This window comes from Vibrio sp. SCSIO 43086, from assembly GCF_051132235.1.
In the GTDB taxonomy this organism is placed as follows: domain Bacteria; phylum Pseudomonadota; class Gammaproteobacteria; order Enterobacterales; family Vibrionaceae; genus Vibrio; species Vibrio diabolicus.
In genome coordinates this window covers 2,941,199-2,961,074 of the sequence record NZ_CP072677.1, presented here as the reverse complement: position 1 = coordinate 2,961,074, position 19,876 = coordinate 2,941,199, and the positions used below count along the sequence as shown (strand labels likewise).

The 19,876-nt window shown below is 47.1% G+C and carries 14 protein-coding genes; 7 read left to right on the top strand and 7 right to left on the bottom strand.

Features of this window, described 5'->3' with window-relative positions; genetic code table 11:
* The first annotated feature begins 1 nt into the window (after window position 1).
* From J8Z23_RS14060 to tldD, 3 genes are read left to right on the top strand one after another with little or no spacing between them, the layout of a single operon-like run.
* Window positions 2–3,883 carry a YhdP family protein gene (locus J8Z23_RS14060; RefSeq protein ID WP_434633980.1) on the top strand — a complete coding sequence of 1,294 codons (3,882 nt, stop codon included), beginning with the start codon at window positions 2–4 and terminating at the stop codon, window positions 3,881–3,883.
* A 33-nt stretch (window positions 3,884–3,916) separates the two neighbouring features.
* Window positions 3,917–4,738 carry a carbon-nitrogen hydrolase family protein gene (locus J8Z23_RS14055; RefSeq protein ID WP_301659993.1) on the top strand — a complete coding sequence of 274 codons (822 nt, stop codon included), beginning with the start codon at window positions 3,917–3,919 and terminating at the stop codon, window positions 4,736–4,738.
* An 11-nt stretch (window positions 4,739–4,749) separates the two neighbouring features.
* On the top strand, window positions 4,750–6,195 hold the full coding sequence (tldD, locus tag J8Z23_RS14050; RefSeq protein WP_256952100.1) for a metalloprotease TldD: 1,446 nt from the start codon (window positions 4,750–4,752) through the stop codon (window positions 6,193–6,195).
* A 67-nt stretch (window positions 6,196–6,262) separates the two neighbouring features.
* On the opposite strand, the gene J8Z23_RS14045 is transcribed toward tldD, so the two are convergent.
* On the bottom strand, window positions 6,263–7,639 hold the full coding sequence (locus tag J8Z23_RS14045) for a PhoH family protein (protein WP_006742346.1): 1,377 nt from the start codon (window positions 7,637–7,639) through the stop codon (window positions 6,263–6,265).
* A gap of 560 nt (window positions 7,640–8,199) precedes the next feature.
* Between J8Z23_RS14045 and rapA the strand changes: the two genes are divergently transcribed.
* On the top strand, window positions 8,200–11,109 hold the full coding sequence (rapA, locus tag J8Z23_RS14040) for an RNA polymerase-associated protein RapA (protein ID WP_047009148.1): 2,910 nt from the start codon (window positions 8,200–8,202) through the stop codon (window positions 11,107–11,109).
* Window positions 11,110–11,218: 109 nt separating this feature from the next.
* On the opposite strand, the gene J8Z23_RS14035 is transcribed toward rapA, so the two are convergent.
* Entirely contained in the window at window positions 11,219–12,484 is a 1,266-nt protein-coding gene (locus J8Z23_RS14035; RefSeq protein WP_258647401.1) for an NRAMP family divalent metal transporter, read from the bottom strand.
* Window positions 12,485–12,825: 341 nt separating this feature from the next.
* Between J8Z23_RS14035 and J8Z23_RS14030 the strand changes: the two genes are divergently transcribed.
* On the top strand, window positions 12,826–13,578 hold the full coding sequence (locus J8Z23_RS14030; RefSeq protein WP_434633973.1) for a pseudouridine synthase: 753 nt from the start codon (window positions 12,826–12,828) through the stop codon (window positions 13,576–13,578).
* Between the two features lie 93 nt (window positions 13,579–13,671).
* The gene (locus J8Z23_RS14025; RefSeq protein WP_434633971.1) at window positions 13,672–14,634 is read left to right on the top strand and encodes a D-2-hydroxyacid dehydrogenase; all 963 of its coding nucleotides are present in this window, start codon (window positions 13,672–13,674) and stop codon (window positions 14,632–14,634) included.
* Between the two features lie 89 nt (window positions 14,635–14,723).
* On the opposite strand, the gene yjgA is transcribed toward J8Z23_RS14025, so the two are convergent.
* Window positions 14,724–15,251, bottom strand: a complete 528-nt coding sequence (gene yjgA / locus J8Z23_RS14020; RefSeq protein WP_005396253.1) for a ribosome biogenesis factor YjgA — start codon at window positions 15,249–15,251, stop codon at window positions 14,724–14,726.
* A gap of 110 nt (window positions 15,252–15,361) precedes the next feature.
* Here yjgA and pmbA point away from each other — a divergent pair, with 110 nt between their 5' ends.
* The gene (gene pmbA / locus J8Z23_RS14015) at window positions 15,362–16,705 is read left to right on the top strand and encodes a metalloprotease PmbA (RefSeq protein WP_006742351.1); all 1,344 of its coding nucleotides are present in this window, start codon (window positions 15,362–15,364) and stop codon (window positions 16,703–16,705) included.
* A gap of 61 nt (window positions 16,706–16,766) precedes the next feature.
* On the opposite strand, the gene mgtE is transcribed toward pmbA, so the two are convergent.
* The 4 genes from mgtE to ptsN all read right to left on the bottom strand — a co-directional run bounded on the left by mgtE (window position 16,767) and on the right by ptsN (window position 19,876).
* On the bottom strand, window positions 16,767–18,125 hold the full coding sequence (gene mgtE / locus J8Z23_RS14010; RefSeq protein ID WP_005396251.1) for a magnesium transporter: 1,359 nt from the start codon (window positions 18,123–18,125) through the stop codon (window positions 16,767–16,769).
* Window positions 18,126–18,273: 148 nt separating this feature from the next.
* On the bottom strand, window positions 18,274–18,549 hold the full coding sequence (locus J8Z23_RS14005; protein ID WP_005396244.1) for an HPr family phosphocarrier protein: 276 nt from the start codon (window positions 18,547–18,549) through the stop codon (window positions 18,274–18,276).
* A 2-nt stretch (window positions 18,550–18,551) separates the two neighbouring features.
* Window positions 18,552–19,415, bottom strand: coding sequence for an RNase adapter RapZ (gene rapZ / locus J8Z23_RS14000; RefSeq protein ID WP_006742353.1), 864 nt, complete (start codon window positions 19,413–19,415; stop codon window positions 18,552–18,554).
* A gap of 14 nt (window positions 19,416–19,429) precedes the next feature.
* Entirely contained in the window at window positions 19,430–19,876 is a 447-nt protein-coding gene (ptsN, locus tag J8Z23_RS13995) for a PTS IIA-like nitrogen regulatory protein PtsN (RefSeq protein WP_005381116.1), read from the bottom strand.

Here is a 19,876-nt window from a genome sequence, read left to right as displayed (position 1 = left end):
TGTGAATTCTGGTGTTAACCGTTTTGGGCGTTTTTGTGCGTGGAGTTTAGTTACTGTACTGGTGTTATTGGCCATATTAGTAACCACACTGCGCGTCACATTGCCACAACTTAACCACTTCCAAGATGAGATCAAAACCTGGGTCAAGCAGGACACAGGTTTTGACTTTTCTATCGCCAACGTCGCAGGGACGTGGCGCAATAATCACCCCTCCATCGCGCTACTCGGTTTAGAAGCGAACCTGCCGAATATTCAGGATGCACGCTTTGCCGTTGAAGAAATCCAAATTGAATTCGATCTCATTCAATCTCTTTTGCAACTCAAACCGGTGGTCGCAGACCTGACCATCCATAACCTCGCTCTGGATATTCACACCGTAGACATTCTGCCGACCTCTAGTCGTCAAGAGCAGGAACCGAGTGTGGACAAGAGCGAAGTGAAGCTCATCGACCAACTCGACTCACTTCTTTTACGTCAGTTTGAAGACTTCACCATTACCGACTCACGGATTTGGTATAAATCGGTATCTGGTGAGACTCGCCGTTTAGATATCGAGCAGCTCCGTTGGAGCAACCAAGGCAAGCACCACTTAGCAGAAGGCACCGTGAACATTGCCGATGTTCGTCTGAATTCATTGTTAGTGAGCGCTAACTTTAAAGACCATGGTTCGCTCCGTGATGTGTCTGGTGAGTTTTACGTAAGTGCCCAAGATGTCTCGGTGACGCCTTGGTTAACCACTTACATGCAAGAAGAATCGGGTGCTGAGTCGGGTAAGGTCAGCTTAAACACTTGGCTGACGCTGAAACACAGCCAACCGAATGATGCGTATGTTGAACTGTTGCCTTCTGAACTGGTGTGGAATGAAAACGGCCGTCATGAGCTGTTTATCGAGTCAGGTATTTTCAATCTTCGACCAGATAAACAAGGTTGGAAAGTAAATGGTCACTCACTTCGGATCCGAACCGACAACACCCCTTGGCCGGAATTAGACGCAGCGTTTGATTGGCAACCGAATGGTTGGACGCTCAACCTTTCTCAACTCGATATAGAAGCACTTATTCCGCTCATCAAATTGGCTCCAGAGTCGGAATCGACCAGTGACCTTATCAACAAATTGGCACCGAAAGGCCGAGTTGAAGATGTTCGCTTGTCCATGAACGGCGGTTTAGACACGTTACGCTACTCCGCGGAACTGGATGAACTTGCAATGACGCAATGGGAACTGCTACCAGGATTCCATCATGTACAGGGCAGTGTATCTGGTGATTTAGATCAGGCAAAAGCGAAAGTAACCGTCATTGATGATGTATTTCCGTACGGCGATGTATTCCAAGCTCCGCTGAATATCAAACAAGGTGAAGTCGATATTATCTGGCAACAAGATGAGAACGGCTGGCGCTTGTGGTCTGATAAAGTGACGGCAGCGACACCGGATCTTCAAGTACTAGGAGCATTCCGTCTTGATTTTCCAAAAGAACAAAGCCCATTTTTATCGTTTTATGCTGAAGCAGATCTCTATAACGCAGGTGAAACATGGCGTTACCTGCCGACTCTGGCACTTGGACAAGACTTAACGGATTACCTATCGACTGCGATTCAAGGCGGTAAAGTGAATACGGCTAAGCTGCTGTGGTATGGTGAGTTAGGGGATTTTCCTTACAAAGATCATAATGGCATGTTTCAGGCGTGGGTCGGTTTAAAAGACGCGAAATTTAGCTTTGATACGGCGTGGCCAACCATCACTGATCTGCAGCTGGACTTGCTGTTTGAAAATGATGCCATGTATTTGGATTCAAAGTCCGCCACGCTAAATGGTGTTCATGCCAAGCGTATTACTGGGCGAATCCCTGAGTTGGCGGAAGGTGGACACATTGAGATTGAAGCCAAAGCGAGCGCGCCGGGCAATGAAGTTCGTGACTACATGATGGCGACGCCATTGGTGGACTCGGTCGGGGCTGCGTTGACGGCGCTGCAAGTGAGTGGTCCGGTTTACTCTGAGTTCCAGCTCAACATTCCGTTTGATTTTGAAAAAGAGTCCCGTGCTTGGGGTTATGCCGATTTAACAGAAAACCGTGTCGATATTGAAGCGCCGCCAATGACACTGGAGAAAGCCACAGGGCGTATCCACTTCGATAATGATGTGGTCACCACATCGGGTTTGTCTGCAGAGTTGCTTACCCAGCCTATCTCCCTCGATTTTCGTGGTGAGAGTGCGGAACAGGGCTACAATGTGACGATTAACACATTAGGAGATTGGGACGTTGAGCCTCTCAAACCTTATGTTGGTGAGCGTTGGTTAAAGCTTGTTTCTGGGCATGCGCCGTGGCAAATGGACATTGATTTACAACTTAATGATGTAGGCTTCACCTATCAACTTGATGTGTTGGCGCAGCTAAATCGTTTAGCGAGTCAATATCCCTATCCGCTAGCGAAACAAGTTGGCGAGTCCGGGCAAGCAAAACTACAGGCATCCGGCAACCAAGAAAGTATTTCAGCAAGACTACAGATCCCAAATGCTAAGTATCAAACCGAGATAGATATAACTGGCGACGTACCTGTTCTGACGGCGACTCATTTAATGGTCGGCAAAGGTGGTTTCAGGATCAGCCCTATTGTCGGACACGATGCATCAGTGCGTGTCGGTGAGCTTAATTTAGACCAGTGGGCAGAGCTGGTTCAGGGCTCGGAAGGTAAGCCATCCTCATCTGTTCTGGCAAGCATGAAGACGCCGAGTATTCCATTGCCGACACGGATTGATGTTGAAACGCCAAACTTGCAGCTTGGTGGGGTTGAGTTTCATGATGTGGACTTCTCCGCAAGCAAAAAGAATTTGAGCTGGCAACTCGATGTGGACAGTCAAGAGGTTAAAGGTAAGGCTAACTACCTGAAACCGTATGACTTATCGGTCTCTTTGGAACACTTGCACCTGTATATTCCAGGGTTTGAAGAGATGACCAAAGAGCGTAGCTCGCTCTTTGCCAGTGAAGACCAAAACGCGCCTTTGATTACCAATTTTGACCGTCAGTTTCACGCTGAGATGCCAAACTTAACTTTGAACATCGATGATTTTTGGTTGCAAGGTTACAAAGTGGGGAAGGTGAATGTTGATTTGCAGCGTCGCGAGAACCGTTTGGAGTGGAAAAATATCACCTTTAGCAGCGGCAAAAACCGCATTGATATGAGCGGTTGGTGGGATCTGACAAAAGAGCGTAGCCATTCCAACTTAACCATGAAAATGAAAGGTGATAACAACACTGACCTTATGGAGCGCTTTGGTATCACATCAGGTATTCAGCAGGCACCATTTGAGATCAACGCCAATATGGAATGGGACGGCGCGCCTTGGTCGATGAAGACACAAACCTTGCAAGGGAATGTCTCAACGGAATTTGGTAAAGGCGTGATCAGTGAAGTCAGTGGTGCGGCACGTTTGTTAGGCCTGTTCAGTTTGGATTCTATCATCCGTAAGATGCAGCTCGACTTTACCGACGTATTCGACAAAGGCATGGCGTTTAACTCGATCACAGGCACGGGCAAAATCCAAGATGGCGTATTTATCACCAACGATATCGTGATGGATGCGTTAGCAGGGGAAATGCAGATCCGCGGCATCGCCAATATGAACAGCAGAATGGTCGATGCGGAAGTGAAGTTCACCCCAGACATCACATCAGGCCTACCAATGCTGACCGCGTTTGCAGTAGCGCCACAAACCGCGTTGTATGTTTTAGCCATCTCAACAGTGATTTCTCCGGTGGTTGAGGTCTTCACTCAAGTCAATTATGAAGTGAAAGGCCCACTAGATTCACCAACGGTAAAAGAAATTTCTCGAAGTAAAGGTGAATACAAACTGCCAGAAAAGCTGCGTGAACAGGCCAAATAACTCACCGACTAAAATGGAATAGGGAGGAAACACATGGAACGTGTTGGCATTATTCAAATGACATCGGGTCCTGATATTACTGCGAATCTGGACTTTATTGAAAAACAGTGTGCTTTGGCGAGTAAGCAAGGTGCCAAGCTTGTCCTTACCCCTGAAAATACGGTGCTGTTTGCCAACCGCGAAGCGTACCATCAATATGCAGAGCCACTTGGGAGTGGCGTGATTCAACAGCGGCTCTCTGAAATCGCAAGAAAGAACCAGTTAACACTGATTGTCGGAAGCATGCCCATTCAAACCGCAAAAGGTGTCACGACCACAGCGCTTGTATTGCCGCCGCACGGTAAATGCATTGCTCACTATGATAAACTGCATATGTTTGATGTCGACGTAGCCGATGGTTATGGTAGTTATCGTGAGTCGGATACGTTTATGGCGGGTAATCAAATAGTCGTGGCGGAAACCGATATCGGCAGCGTTGGATTGAGCATCTGTTACGATCTTCGTTTCCCTGAGCTTTATAAAGTATTACGCCAAGAAGGCGCGGATATCATTGTGGTGCCTGCTGCGTTTACCGCTGTGACGGGGCAAGCTCACTGGGAAGTATTATTGCGAGCTAGAGCGATTGAGACACAATGTTGGATTTTGGCAAGCGGACAAACTGGAACGCATCCATGTGGACGAAAAACATGGGGACACTCAATGGTCGTTGACCCTTGGGGACGTATTCATAAACAGCTTCAGGATGAAGTAGGCTTGTTAGTGACAGAGATAGATTTGTCACAAAGCCAACAAGTAAGGCAGAATATGCCGCTGACTCAACACAGTCGCTTTCAAAATGAATTGAGACGGAAATAAAAGAGCTAACTATGAGCACAAACCAAATAGAACAGGCACTCCTTGCCCCAAATGGTCTGACAGAACAAGACATTGCTGACACGCTTGCCAGCATTGCGACGCGCCAGATCGATTATGCGGACATTTACTTTCAGTCCAGCTGGCATGAGTCTCTGGTTCTAGAAGACAGCATCATCAAAGATGGCTCTTTTAACATTGATTGTGGTGTTGGTGTCCGCGCCGTAACTGGCGAAAAAACAGGCTTTGCCTACTCTGATCAAATCCAGCCTGAAGGCCTGAAGCAGAGTGCAATGGCGGCGCGCGGTATTGCTCAACAAGGGCGGAATGGCAAAGTCCAAGCGTTTAAACGCACCGAAAACCAAGCGTACTACGCCGCTGTGAATCCATTAGCTGGGTGGGAAAAGCAGCAAAAAACAGAATTGCTCAAATCTCTAGATGCTTACATCCGCACTAAAGAACCATTGATTAAAGAAGTCTCGATCAGCATCAGCGGTGTGCATGAGCAGATGCTTGTTGCGGCAACAGACGGTACTTATGCAGGCGATATTCGTCCTTTGGTGCGTTTGTCTATTAGTGTGCTTGCACAAAAAGGTGAACGACGTGAACGCGGTAGCGCTGGTGGCGGTGGTCGTTTCGGTTACGATTTCTTTTTAACGGAAAGCAATGGTGTGAAACAAGCTTTCCATTATGCAGATGAAGCGATTCGCATGGCGTTGGTAAACCTTGAAGCAGAAGCCGCACCAGCAGGCATGATGCCAGTGGTATTGGGCTCAGGTTGGCCAGGCGTATTGCTACATGAGGCGGTAGGTCATGGCCTAGAAGGTGACTTTAACCGCAAAGAGTCGTCAGTGTTCTCTGGAAAAATGGGTCAACAAGTGACGTCTTCACTGTGTACCATTGTTGATGACGGCACGTTAAAAGACCTTCGTGGTTCACTGAATGTGGATGATGAAGGGGTGAATGGCCAGTACAACACGCTTATCGAAAATGGTGTGCTGAAAGGTTACATGCAAGACAAGCTAAACGCGCGGTTAATGGGTGTGAACCCAACAGGTAACGGTCGTCGTGAGTCGTATGCACATTTGCCAATGCCGCGTATGACCAACACCTACATGCTTCCAGGTGAGCATACGCCAGAAGAAATTATCTCGACGGTAGAAAAAGGGTTGTATGCACCAAACTTTGGTGGCGGTCAGGTGGACATTACTTCGGGTAAGTTTGTGTTCTCCGCATCGGAAGCGTACTTAATTGAAAACGGCAAAATTACGCGCCCTGTTAAAGGTGCGACGTTGATTGGCTCTGGTATTGAAGCCATGCAGCAAGTGTCGATGGTTGGTAACGACTTAAGTATCGACAAGGGCGTTGGCGTATGTGGTAAAGCTGGACAAAGTGTGCCAGTTGGCGTTGGTCAGCCGACCTTGAAATTGGACTCACTGACGGTGGGTGGCACTGAGTAACTCAGTCGAATCGTTATAAAAAGAGCGCTTATTAGAGCGCTCTTTTGCTTTGTGAGTCGGTGTCGACTTACAGGTTTTCTTCAGCAAATTCCGCCAAGCGGCTACGAACCACGCCGTTGAGGTGAATATTTGCGCTGCCTTCAAAGTTCTTGAAGCGCTCAACCATGTAAGTCAACCCTGATGTCACTGGGGTGAGGTAATGAGAGTCAATCTGCGCCAAGTTACCGGAGCAGACGATCTTGGTTCCTTCGCCGCAGCGGGTGATGATGGTTTTGATTTGTGAAGCGGTGAGGTTTTGACACTCATCAAGCAGCACAAACGCATTTTGAATCGAACGGCCACGCATAAAGTTGATCGATTTAAACTGAATATTGGCTTTATCGCAGATGTACTTCAATGAGCCTTCAGTGCAGTGATCGTGTTTATGTAGCGCTTCCAAGGTATCGGTCACCGCCGCTAACCACGGCATCATTTTCTCCTCTTCTGAGCCGGGTAGGAAGCCGATGGATTCACCGATGTCTGGCGTGTTACGCGTCACGATAATTTTATCGAACATGCCTTTTTCAATCGTTTGCTCCAGTGCTGCTGCCATGGCTAATAGCGTTTTACCACTACCAGCGGCACCGGTTAAAATCACCAGGTCAATATCCGGGTCAAGTAAGGCATCCAACGCCATTCCTTGGTAGATATTTTTTGGTGTGATGTCCCAAGCCTTACGGTGCATCATGCGTTCGCGGCTCAGGTCGAGTAGCGTTAATTTGTCTTCATTGATGGTTTCTACGCGGCCAGCAAAGTCGCTGTCTTCATCAATCACATATTGGTTAATAAAGGTTGGTTCAAAAGGTTCACGACTGAGCTTGTGATAGGTTTTTCCGCCCAGCGCATAACTTTCTACTTCCTCAATATCACTCCAGAAGTCCCCCTCACGCAGTTGAAAACCTTTGGTGAGGTATTGAATGTCGTCAATCAGTTGATCGGTTCGGTAGTCTTCAACAAAACGTACGCCAGCGCCTTTGGCGCGCAGACGCATGTTAATGTCTTTCGTGATCAGTACCACTTCACGTGGTGCTCGTTTGTTTTGCAGATAAAGCACCGCATTGAGTATGCGGTTGTCACCGGCTTTGTCGGCGAAGGCTTTGACGGTTTCCTGCAGTTCAAAATCCGCCAAAATGGAAATGGTGCCTTGGTCGGGGCTGTCTTTAGAAACAGGAATACCTTCAGAAATTTCATCGGGCGTTGCTTCTTTAAATAAATCTTCCAAAGCGCGAATAGCCACGCGAGCGTCTCTTGCGACATCGCGTTTGCTGTCTTTGATTCGGTCGAGTTCTTCCAACACGGTCATGGGGATAACGACATCGTGTTCTTGGAAAGAGAAGATGGCAAAGGGTTCATGAAGAAGAATGTTGGTATCAAGTACAAACAGTTTCCGATCGGTATCGCCCATAGCGTCTCCTTGCCGTAATACGGCTCTGCATGCGAGTGGTTAGGTCGTTCTCAAATAGGTGTGAAGCGGCCTAACTCTGATTGCTTGCAATAGAGGTTGTCGGGCTGATGTCGGTTAGTGTGCAACCGAGTAGCAAGACAACTTACTGCAAACCCGTGTTGATCCTAATCGTGTACTAACGCGCTTAAATCATATGCAATGGTTTTAAACGCCCCTCACTAGAAGTATACGTAATATTTACGTTCTACAACTTAATAATTGGCATGAGTATTTTACAATTTGATTGCATTTATAGTTTGGGAAAAAAAGTTTCCGCTTGATGCGGTTTCGGCGTGACCTAAATCACAGCTTCAAGTAAGATTAGCGACCTTTTTCTGCGTATAGGCTACGTCCGATTTATCATGTTGAGCTGGCTTAAAAATACTCAGTTCATACTAGAATGACGAATGCTATCGGCATAGCAGAAGCCAGAATCAGATCTAAACTATTATCCATGCCTACGGGCATGAGTAGACCAACAAGAAACACGAATCAAGAACTAATAACGAGGTAGTCAATTCATGACATTTGCTTTGGGGCAGCGCTGGATTAGCGATACGGAAAGCGATTTAGGTTTAGGTACCGTTGTAGCAATGGATGCTCGTACTGTGACATTGATGTTTGCAGCGTCAGAGGAAAACCGAGTTTACGCACGTAACGATGCACCTGTTACCCGAGTCACCTTTAACGTTGGTGATGTCATCGACTGCCAAGAAGGTTGGTCTCTAAAAGTTGAAGAAGTACTGGAAGATGAAGGTCTATACACCTATTTCGGTACTCGTGAAGACACGCAAGAAACCGCCGTTGTTCTGCGTGAGATTTTTCTGAGCAACCAAATTCGTTTTAATAAACCTCAAGATAAGTTGTACGCCGGTCAAATCGATCGCATGGACAACTTTGTTCTGCGTTACCGTGCGCTAACCAACCAGTTTGAGCAGCATAAGAGTCCAATGCGTGGCTTGTGTGGTATGCGTGCAGGTTTGATCCCTCATCAGCTTTATATCGCGCACGAAGTTGGCCGTCGCCACGCGCCACGCGTATTACTGGCGGATGAAGTGGGTTTGGGTAAAACCATCGAAGCGGGCATGATCATCCACCAGCAAGTGCTGTCTGGCCGTGCAGAACGCATTTTGATTGTGGTACCTGAAACACTGCAACATCAATGGCTGGTTGAGATGATGCGTCGTTTCAACCTGCATTTCTCTATCTTTGACGAAGAGCGTTGTATCGAAGCATTCGCGGATGCAGAAAACCCATTTGATACCCAGCAATACGTGCTGTGTTCTTTAGACTTCCTACGCAAGAGCCGCAAGCGTTTTGAACAAGCACTGGAAGGCGAATGGGACCTATTAGTTGTCGATGAAGCGCATCACCTTGAGTGGAGCCAAGATAAACCGAGCCGTGAATACCAAGTGGTAGAAGGTTTAGCCGAACGTACTCCTGGAGTGTTGTTACTGACGGCAACGCCAGAACAGCTTGGTCGTGAGAGCCACTTTGCTCGTCTGCGTTTGCTGGATCCTGACCGTTTCTACGATTACGAAGCGTTCGTCGAGGAAGAAGAGCAATACGCGCCTGTAGCAGATGCGATTACTTCACTCTTCTCTGGTGAAAAACTGCCTGATGAAGCGAAAAACCAGATTACTGAATTGTTGTCTGAACAAGACGTAGAACCACTTTTCCGCATAATTGAGAGTGAGACTGACGAAGAAGCGAAAGCGTCAGCGCGCCAAGAGTTGATCGACAACTTGATGGATCGTCACGGTACGGGACGTGTTCTGTTCCGTAACACACGTGCGGCTATCAAAGGTTTCCCTGCGCGTAACGTGCATCTGATGCCAATGGATATTCCACCGCAATACACCACGTCAATGCGTGTTGCTGGGATGATCGGCGGTAAGATGAGTTCTGAAGCACGTGCGATGAAGAACCTTTACCCGGAAGAAATTTTCCAAGAATTTGAAGGCGATGACGCAAGCTGGTGGCAGTTTGACTCGCGCGTGAATTGGTTACTTGAAAAGGTAAAAGAGAAGCGCAGCGAGAAAATTCTGGTGATTGCCTCTCGTGCAAGTACGGCTCTGCAATTGGAGCAAGCACTGCGTGAGCGTGAAGGTATTCGTGCGACCGTCTTCCATGAAGGTATGTCGATCCTTGAGCGTGACAAAGCAGCCGCTTACTTTGCGCAAGAAGAAGGTGGTGCACAGGTTCTTATCTGTAGTGAAATCGGCTCTGAAGGTCGTAACTTCCAGTTTGCCAACCAATTAGTCATGTTTGACTTGCCGTTCAACCCTGACTTGCTTGAGCAACGTATCGGTCGTTTGGACCGTATCGGCCAAAACCGCGACATCGACATTCATATTCCTTACCTGAAAGGTACCTCGCAAGCCATTCTTGCTCGCTGGTTTGATGAAGGTTTAAACGCTTTTGCAGAAACTTGCCCAACAGGCCGTGCCGTTTACGATAAGTACTCTGATGATCTGATTGAAATCCTTGCTTCTGGTGACACCAGCACGCTAGATGAGATCATTGAAGCGTCAGCAAAAATGAATAAAGAGCTGAAATCCCAATTGGAGCAAGGCCGTGATCGCCTGTTAGAAATGCATTCAAATGGCGGGGAAAAAGCACAACAAATCGTTGAGAAAATTGAATCAACCGACGGCGATACCAATCTGGTCACCTTCGCACTTTCTCTTTTTGATACGATTGGCTTGAACCAAGACGACAAAGGTGAAAACGCACTGATTGTGACCCCATCTGAGCACATGATGGTACCAAGCTACCCAGGCCTGCCATACGAAGGGGCGACGATCACGTTTGATCGTGATACGGCTTTATCTCGTGAAGATATGCACTTTATCAGTTGGGAGCACCCAATGATCCAGGGTGGTATCGATCTTCTGATGAGTGAAGGAGTGGGGACGTCTGCGGTATCTCTACTGAAAAACAAAGCGTTACCAGTCGGGACTATTCTTCTTGAGTTGATTTACGCGGTAGATGCGCAAGCGCCAAAACGCAGTGGTATCGCGCGCTTCTTACCGAAAACGCCAATCCGCTTAATGATGGACTCGCGTGGTAATGATTTGTCTGCTCAAGTGGAGTTTGAAAGCTTTAATCGCCAGCTCAGCCCTGTAAACCGTCACTTAGGCAGCAAGTTGGTCACGTCGGTACAGAAAGATGTACACCGCTTGATCGAAGCGGGGGACAATCTTATCGAAGCGAAGGTTGAGGAAGTACGCAAGCAAGCTCATCAAGATATGCAGCATAGCTTGAATGCAGAACTTGAGCGTTTGCAAGCACTGAAAGCGGTAAACCCAAATATTCGTGACGAAGAAATTGAAGCCATTGATGCACAAATTAAGGAGCTCACTGGTTACATCAACCAAGCTCAAGTGCAGCTCGACTCGCTACGTTTGATTGTGGTGAGCCACAACTAAGTAAGCATTTATTGTTCATTAAAAAAAGGTCTTCAGTTGAAGACCTTTTTCTTTATTTGCGGTTTAGTTTCTTTATGCGGAATGCATTAATCACTGATAGCTAAGTAATTTACATCAACCACTTCCACCACATAAATACAGCCAAGAAGCCAAACAAGTAAATCAAACCGGCAATCGACAACCACTTCAATTTAGGTCCAACAGCCAAAGGTTCAGGTAACTCGGTTTTGCTCACTAATGTGTAATTTAGCAGAGCAAAGAATGGCGTGGTCATAAAGGCGAGGATCATCGCAAAGTTCAGCATAGGCAATAACGCAGAAGCCCAGAAAACCACAATACCTAATGCAAGTAAGGAGACTACCAGCATGATCGCTGAAGTGGTTTTAGGGTTAGTGTCTGGTTGTGAGCGCAGTAGACGTTGAGAGTCAGAAATAACGCGTGAGTAGCCATCAATAACGGTAATCGTGCTGCCAAAGATACAGAAAAACGCAATTACCGCGATTAAGTAACGAGACCATTCGCCAATTGTTGCCGCATATAAGCCAACCAATTGGTGGGAGAAGCCAACGCCTGAGCTTTCAAGCGCAACACCAGAGCCATAAAGCATCAAAGAGCCTAGCGATACAAAGATAATGGCAAGAAAAGCCGTGCCAATGTAACCGACATTAAAGTCAAATAGAGCAGAGCGGTATGTTACTTCTTGCTGGCTTGATTGGCGTTTTAACCATGCTGAGGTTAAACAGGAGATCTCTATCGGTGCTGGCATCCACCCCATTGTCACGACGATAAAACCAATTGCCGCAATAGACCAAGGTGACGGCGGCTCGAAGTTGGCTACTTGCTCAACAGGGTTACCAAAGGCGATAGAAACGGCAAGTAAAGTCGCGATGGTTAACACCGACATGATCACCTTAGATAGCGTATCGAGCGCTTTGTAATGGCCAGCAAATAATATGATCAGGCAGGTGACAATCACAATGATACTGAGTGATGCCATTGATAGTGAAAACGGAATGAAGTAGCCCAGCAAGCTAGCGCTAAACATCAACAAAGCGGCGGTATTGATTACGGCTGAGACCACGCTCAGAAATAGAAATAGCCATAGATAAGGCCGACCTAATTTCGCGTAGCCCTCAACCAAAGTGAGCCCTGTTCCCATGGTGTACTGTACGCCCGCTCGGAAAAAAGGGTATTTAAACAGGTTTACGAGCAGAATCAGTGCAGCCAGTTGCCAGCCATAAATCGCACCAGCTTTGGTTGATGCGACGAGGTGAGAGCCACCCACCGCAGCAGATGCCATTAATATGCCGGGGCCTAACGAACGAAAAAATAAGGAAAGTTTGGATTGGGGTTTATCTATAACGGCGGAGTCCATTGCTTATTGTCCTTTTTATCTTATGTATCTTTCTAAAGAGATACATACCGCAGTACATGACAAGCTGAGCGCTCGCCCTATACTGCGCAACGGTAATGTCTTTTAAATGCTGTGTTTTGATGTATTTATTTTAAGTATTCTTTGCGAATATCATGCTGTGTGCATCTAGCACTCTATTCAGTTATGCGTCTTGTTGTCAAACTAAATTTACAACGTGCTATTTTTAGTTTTTATGCTAAAGGATTGACTTTGTTTTATTGGGTTGAACTTTTCTTCAGAATCCTGCATCTGGGTGCTATTTGGGTATATAATCGCGGCGTTTTTATTTGTAGAGATCTCCCATGGCAATGCTTGAATATACCCCTCCCACCGACCCTTGGGTCGATATCGTTTTTGAGGATGACGACATTCTGGCAGTGAATAAGCCATCAGGATTGCTGTCTGTTCCTGGTCGCCTTGCAGAGTATTACGACAGCATGTGGAGCCGCCTCAAGGAGGTGCATCCAGCAATCCAAGTAGTGCATCGCTTGGATATGTCGACATCAGGGCTGATGCTGCTGGCGAAAAATAAACCTTCGGAGCGAGCATTAAAAAAGCAGTTCCAATATCGTCTCACCCACAAGGTGTATTACGCACGTGTTTGGGGGCATGTTGAGCCGCAAGAAGGGAATATTGACCTTCCATTAATTTGTGATTGGCCAAATCGTCCGCGACAAAAAGTATGCTTCGACGACGGCAAGCCATCTCAAACTTTATTCCAAGTGGTGAAGCGTGAAGTGCATCCAGATGGCACCCATACGACCGTTGTGCGGTTACTCCCCATTACTGGTCGATCGCATCAGTTGCGCGTGCATTTGATGGCGATTGGTCATGCAATTGTTGGTGATGAATTTTATGCAACTGAAGAGGCGTATCAGTTTTCAGAACGTTTAGAGCTGCACGCTGCGGAGCTAAGTTTTTATCACCCAGCCACGGATCAGCTGAGTAGTATTTTTGTACCTTGTGACTTTTATCCTGAAGCCGAGGCGGCGATCTTTAACTATTTTTCGCCAGAACGTACATTGCCTGATTATAAAACGTTGCCACACCCTTAATGCCAACCGCAGTCAACAACGGTTCTTTCTAGTTCGCTATTTCGTTACTGTGGTTGATGTATCCTGTCTTTCAGCCGTGAATAAGGAGTTGTTATGTCTTTGCCGACCATCGTATTTTTGGACCGAGCGACCATCCCAGAACACATTGAGGTCCCACGACCTAGCTTTCAGCACCACTGGTGTGAGTACGACTTAACCGCGCCAGAGCAGGTAATAGAAAGGTTAGCAGATGCAGATATCGTGATTAGCAATAAAGTCCTGCTTGACCAAAATATATTAGAGCAACTACCACAATTGCGGATGATCGCGGTTGCCGCGACTGGTTTTAATAACGTCGATGTGGACTACTGTGCTAAGCATGATATTGCGGTTGCCAATGTACGTGGTTACGCGACGCGTTCGGTGCCTGAGCACGTGATTGCGATGCTGTTTGCTTTACGCCGAAATTTATTTGGTTACCATCAAGATATTGCCGCTGGCGAATGGCAGCGTAATAAGCAGTTCTGCTTTTTTACGCACCCAATCGGGGATATAGGTGGTAGCACACTAGGTGTTATTGGCAGCGGCGCTTTAGGGCAAGCGACAGCACAGTTAGCTAATGCGCTAGGCATGCAGGTGATCTTTTCTGAGCGTAAAGGTGCACCGGAATGTCGACCTGGTTATGTACCGTTTGAAGAAGTGTTGAAACGTTCTGATGCGTTGACTTTGCACTGTCCGCTCAACGATCATACTCAGAATTTGATTGGTCAAGCAGAGTTGCAACAAATGAAGCCCAACGCCATTCTAATTAATACGGGGCGTGGAGGCTTGGTGAATGAGGACGCGCTGGTGGATGCCCTAAAACAGGGAGAAATCGCTGCGGCTGGTTTTGATGTTTTTACACAAGAACCAGCTGATGAGAGCAATCCGCTGATTGCCAATATGAATTTACCCAATTTGCTACTTACACCGCATGTTGCATGGGGCAGTGACTCATCGATTCAACGTTTAGCGGTAATCTTGATTGAGAACATTAACGCTTTCGAGCGCGGAGACCGCGTTAATCGCTTGGTGTAACGCTGACATTTAAGTAAAAGATAAAAAAAAGCAGACATCATGTCTGCTTTTTTCGTTAATTAAATGCTCGTTGGTATCGAATCGTCGAATTAAAACTCTTCTTCGTTCAGACCTTTTAGGATCTGGAAGATTTCGCGGTACGCTTTTGCTGGTTTCCCCGCTTTTTTCTCTTTCGCTGCTTGGCGAGCCAATTGGCGTAGACGCTGACGATCCGCCTCTGGGTACATTTCCATTACGTCATCAATGGCTTTGTCGCCTTCTTCCACCACGCGATCACGCAGAGCTTCAAGCTTGTGGAATACCGCCGTTAATTGAGAGTGCTTGTTACGAATCTTATCCAATGCCGCTTGGATTGGCTCTGGATCTTCATAACGCATCAACTTACCAATACGTTGTAATTGGCGACGACGTGCTTCGTTTTTAAAGCGTTGTGCGTCTGCAATTGCTTCTCGCAGGTCTTCGCTCAATGGAAACTTTTCGAGAACTGCAGGTTTGAGGCCGACAAGCTCCTCACCTAGCTTTTGCAGTTCTTCCATGTCTCGCTTCATCTCGGATTTGCTTACCCAGATGATCTCTTCTTCTGGTTCCCATGGCGCTTTTTGATTCTTACGTGCCATTTCAGTTGCCTGTGTTTTGATTAATATTATGACTATTTTAACAAGAATCGTGGGGAGAAAGCGAAATTCTTGTTATCCTATTGTTCATCAAAGACAAGATGTGAAAGACAATGGATATTAAACAGCAGGTTGCTGAGCAACGTACCGAGCTAGAGCAAGCCGTCGCAAGAGCCTTAAAGCTTGCATCGGCAAAATCTGACGCCGCCGAAGTCGCAATTACCAAAAGCACTGGTTTAAGTGTATCTACTCGCATGGGCGAGGTAGAAAATGTCGAGTTCAACAGCGATGGTGCGCTGGGCATTACCGTTTACCGAGGTCAACGTAAAGGCAGTGCTTCCACGTCTGATTTAAGTGAAGCTGCTATCGAGCAAACCGTTATTGCGGCGCTGGATATTGCGCATTACACATCTGAAGATCCATTTGCAGGGCCCGCAGCCAAAGAATACATGGTGCAAGAGATCCCTGAGCTTGATCTTTTCCACCCAGACGCCCCTGATCCCGATTATGCTGCCGATGTGGCGATCGCCGCTGAGAAAGAAGCGTTAAGTTATAACAGTGCAATCAAGCAAAGTGATGGCGCGAGTTATGATAGCCACTACGGTGTAAAAGTGTATGGTAACAGCCATGGCTTATTAGCAAGCTATGCGTCTAGCCGCCACAGTACCAGCTGTTGTGTGATTGGCGTTGGTCAAAATGGCGAAATGGAGCGTGATTACAGCTACACAGTGGCACGTCATCGCGATGACTTATGGACACCAGAAACAGTGGGTCGTAAGGCGGCAGAGAATACGATTAACCGCTTAGATGCGCAGCGCCTAAAGACAGGTAAATACCCAATCATGTTTGCTGCTGATGTTGCAACTGGCTTGATTGGTCACCTTGTTATGGCGATCAGCGGTGGTAACCTGTACCGTAAATCTTCTTTTCTACTTGATCATCTTGGTAAGCAAGTGCTTCCTGAGTGGTTCAATATCTCGGAGCGTCCACATGTATTACGTGGTTTGGCGTCAAGCCCCTTCGATAGCGAAGGCGTGTACACTCAAGATCGTGAGATCATCACTGACGGTGTGCTAGCGACTTACCTGTTAACCAGTTATGCCGCACGTAAAATGAAGATGGCGCCGACAGGTCACGCTGGTGGCATCCATAACTGGTACGTGAAATCGACTGGTCAAAACTTCGAACAAATGCTTAAAGAGCTCGGCACTGGTCTTCTAGTGACAGAAGTGATGGGGCAAGGCGTGAACGTGGTAACAGGTGATTACTCTCGCGGTGCTGCAGGCTTTTGGGTTGAGAACGGCGAAATCCAATACCCAGTATCGGAAATTACCATCGCTGGTAATCTAAAAGACATGTTCAATAAGATTGTTGCCGTAGGTAGCGACGTTGAAACGCGCTCGCAAATTCAAACGGGTTCAATCTTACTGGATGCGATGAAAGTTGCGGGTGAGTAAGCTTTCCTAATTCAGAATTAAAAAAGCCTGATGTGTTCATCAGGCTTTTTAGTTTTTGCAGCTAGGTAATCAGTATTGTGGCAAGCCCTAAGAATACTGATAAACCAATTACATCCGTTACGGTCGTTAACGCCATACCACCAGCTAAAGCTGGGTCGATGTTCATTTTCTTTAAGAGGATTGGAATCGTTACTCCGGCAACCCCAGCGACCAATAAGTTGGTCAGCATCGCGGCGGAAATGATTCCCCCTAGCATCCAGTTACCTTTCCAAGCGACAACAATGCCGCCAATAATCAGCGCCCACATGATGCCGTTGAGTAAACCGATCGAGGCTTCTTTCATCAACAGTTCTCGTTTGTTCGAGTCACCGATATGACCAAGAGCAAGACCACGAATCACTAGTGCGACGGTTTGGTTACCAGCGACACCACCCATGGAAGGAACAATCGTCATCAATACGGCAATGGCCGCCATCTGGTCTAGCGTGGCTTCAAACATGTTAGAAACAGAAGCGGCGGCGAGTGCGGCCAACACGTTAGCCCCAAGCCAGATACTGCGTTTGCGAGCTGATTTTACAACGGGTGCGAAGGTATCTTCGTCATCGTCCATACCTGCCATACTCATCATCGAGTGCTCGGCATCTTCACGGATAACGTCAACTACGTCATCGATAGTGATACGGCCAACGAGATGCTGATTCTCGTCTACGACAGGAGCAGAGACCCAGTTACGACGTTCGAACAGACTAGCAACATCTGAATCACTGGTATCGACAGTGATCGCTTCGTCAGCATCTTCCATGATGTCGATAATTTTGACATCAGGCTGGGTCGTGATCAGCAGAGTAATGGGTAGTTCACCAATCAGTTTGCTTTCTTCATCAATGACATAAAGTGCATCCGTTGCTTCTGGTAGTTCACCTTTCATACGCAGATAACGTAAAACCACGTCCACATCTACGTCACCACGAATCGTGATAACGTCGGTGTTCATCAGTCCACCTGCAGTGTCTTCTGGGTAGGACAGGGCGGTTTCGACACGCAGACGGTCAGAGGAGTCCATTTGCGACAGGACTTCGCGTGACAGGTTGTCTGGCAAGCTACGCAGTACATAAGCCACGTCATCGGTATCCATGCCTTCTGTCGCTTCTGCAAGCGCTTCTGGTGCCATTTTGGATACGAGACTATCTTTGACGTCTTCGTTCAGTTCGTCGAGGATTTCACCGTAGTCTTCAGGGTCGGTGAGTTGCCAGAGAACTTCACGGCTTTTGCGTGGAGAGGCTTCTAAAAGGTGAGCGATATCCTCAGGTTCCATGTCCTGTAACTGACGACGAACATGGACGAAGCGGCCATTTTCTAGCGCTTCTGTGACTTCTTGGAGGGCTTGGTGAGCTTGGTCGAATTCAATTTGCTCTGCCATTCATTCCTCCCAATTCCTGATATTTACAATGCGTTGAATAATAACTTAATTCTAGGCGCCTTTTAATAACAACTTATGATACTAAGCAAATTTATTTATTGGCGCAGTCAGGGGAAGGGGAGTGAGAGGTAATAAAAAAGCGAGTAAATTACTCGCCTTCATCAAATTTATCTTCGATTAAGTGGCAAACGGCATCCAGTGCTTCTTCTGCTTGCTCACCCGCAGCGTGGATTGTGACGTACTGTCCTTGAGCAGACTCAAGCATTAATAAACCCATTACGCTGTCTGCTGTGGCGGTTTTGTCTTCTTCATTGTCGATAGTGATGACCGCTTCAAAGCTCTGGGCCAGTTCGACCAGTTTGACGGCTGCGCGAGCATGTAAGCCAAGGCGATTTTGAATCAATACTTTACGACTTAACTCCACAGCTACTCCTTAGTGTTTTTCTCTAGTGAGGTATGGCGAATTTGCACTTGGTGTCCTTTATTGGCGAAGTACTCACCGATTTGCTGAGTTAAGTACACCGAACGGTGTTTACCACCGGTACAACCTATTGCAACGGTCAAATAGCTGCGATTGTTTTTCTCGAGCAGAGGTAACCAATTCTCTATAAAGTTTTCAATTTGGTATTTCAAACTTAACACCGATTGGTGCTGCTCCAAAAATGCGGCGATAGGGGCATCCAAACCCGTAAGTGGGCGCAACGCTGGTTCCCAATGTGGGTTGGGCAAGAAGCGAACGTCGAATACGTAATCGGCATCGGAAGGCAGGCCATATTTGAAGCCAAAAGACTCAAATACCATAACAAGCCCTTTGCGATCTCTGCCTTCAACACGCATACGCACGGTTTCACTCAACTCATGCAAAGATTGTCCGCTGCTGTTCAGTACAAGATCGGCATGCGCTTTAAGTGGTGTTAAAATTTCTTTCTCACGCTCGATGGCTTGGTCAAGGGAGAGAGAGGTGCCACCTAAAGATAAAGGGTGGATTCGGCGTGTTTCGCTGTAGCGTTTGAGTAGCGTTTCCTTATTGGCGTCCAAGAAAAGCACGGTCACATCAAGCTCTGTTTTCAACTGCTCCAGTGTACCAGTCAGTTCTTTTAGCTTTTTAGGGATATTGCGAATATCAATGCTTACCGCAACATTCTGCTTGCTGTCAGCAACAGAGTGAACAAATGCGTCCAGCAAATTCACTGGGAGGTTATCAACACAGTAATAACCTAAGTCTTCCAGTACGCGCAGCGCAATACTCTTACCGGCACCTGAGTGCCCGCTAACCACGATTAGTCGCATGATGTCCGTCCTGCTTATTGGTGAATCATGATGTCGTAAAGTTCTTCATCACTCTGAGCATTGCGCAGTAGTTTCAATACTTGCTTATCGCTCAGACGTTCTGCCATAGAGGATAGAGTCTTGAGGTGCTCTTTGCACTGTTCTTCTGGTACAAGGAGCGCAAAAAGAAGGTCGACAGGTCGATTATCAATCGCATCGAATTCAATGGCTTCATCACATTGCAGCAAGACAGCAATAGCCTTGTCGCTCGATTGCATTCTAGCGTGTGGGATCGCAATACCGTTTCCGATACCAGTACTGCCCATTTTCTCTCTGTTGAGCATGCACTCGAACAGTTCGGTAGAATCTTGGCCCGTTTGATCAGCCACGATGCGGCTGATCATTTCAAGGGCGCGTTTTTTACTCGTGCAGTGGACCGCACTCTTGGTGCAGTCCAATGACAGTATTTCGCTCAGTTGCAT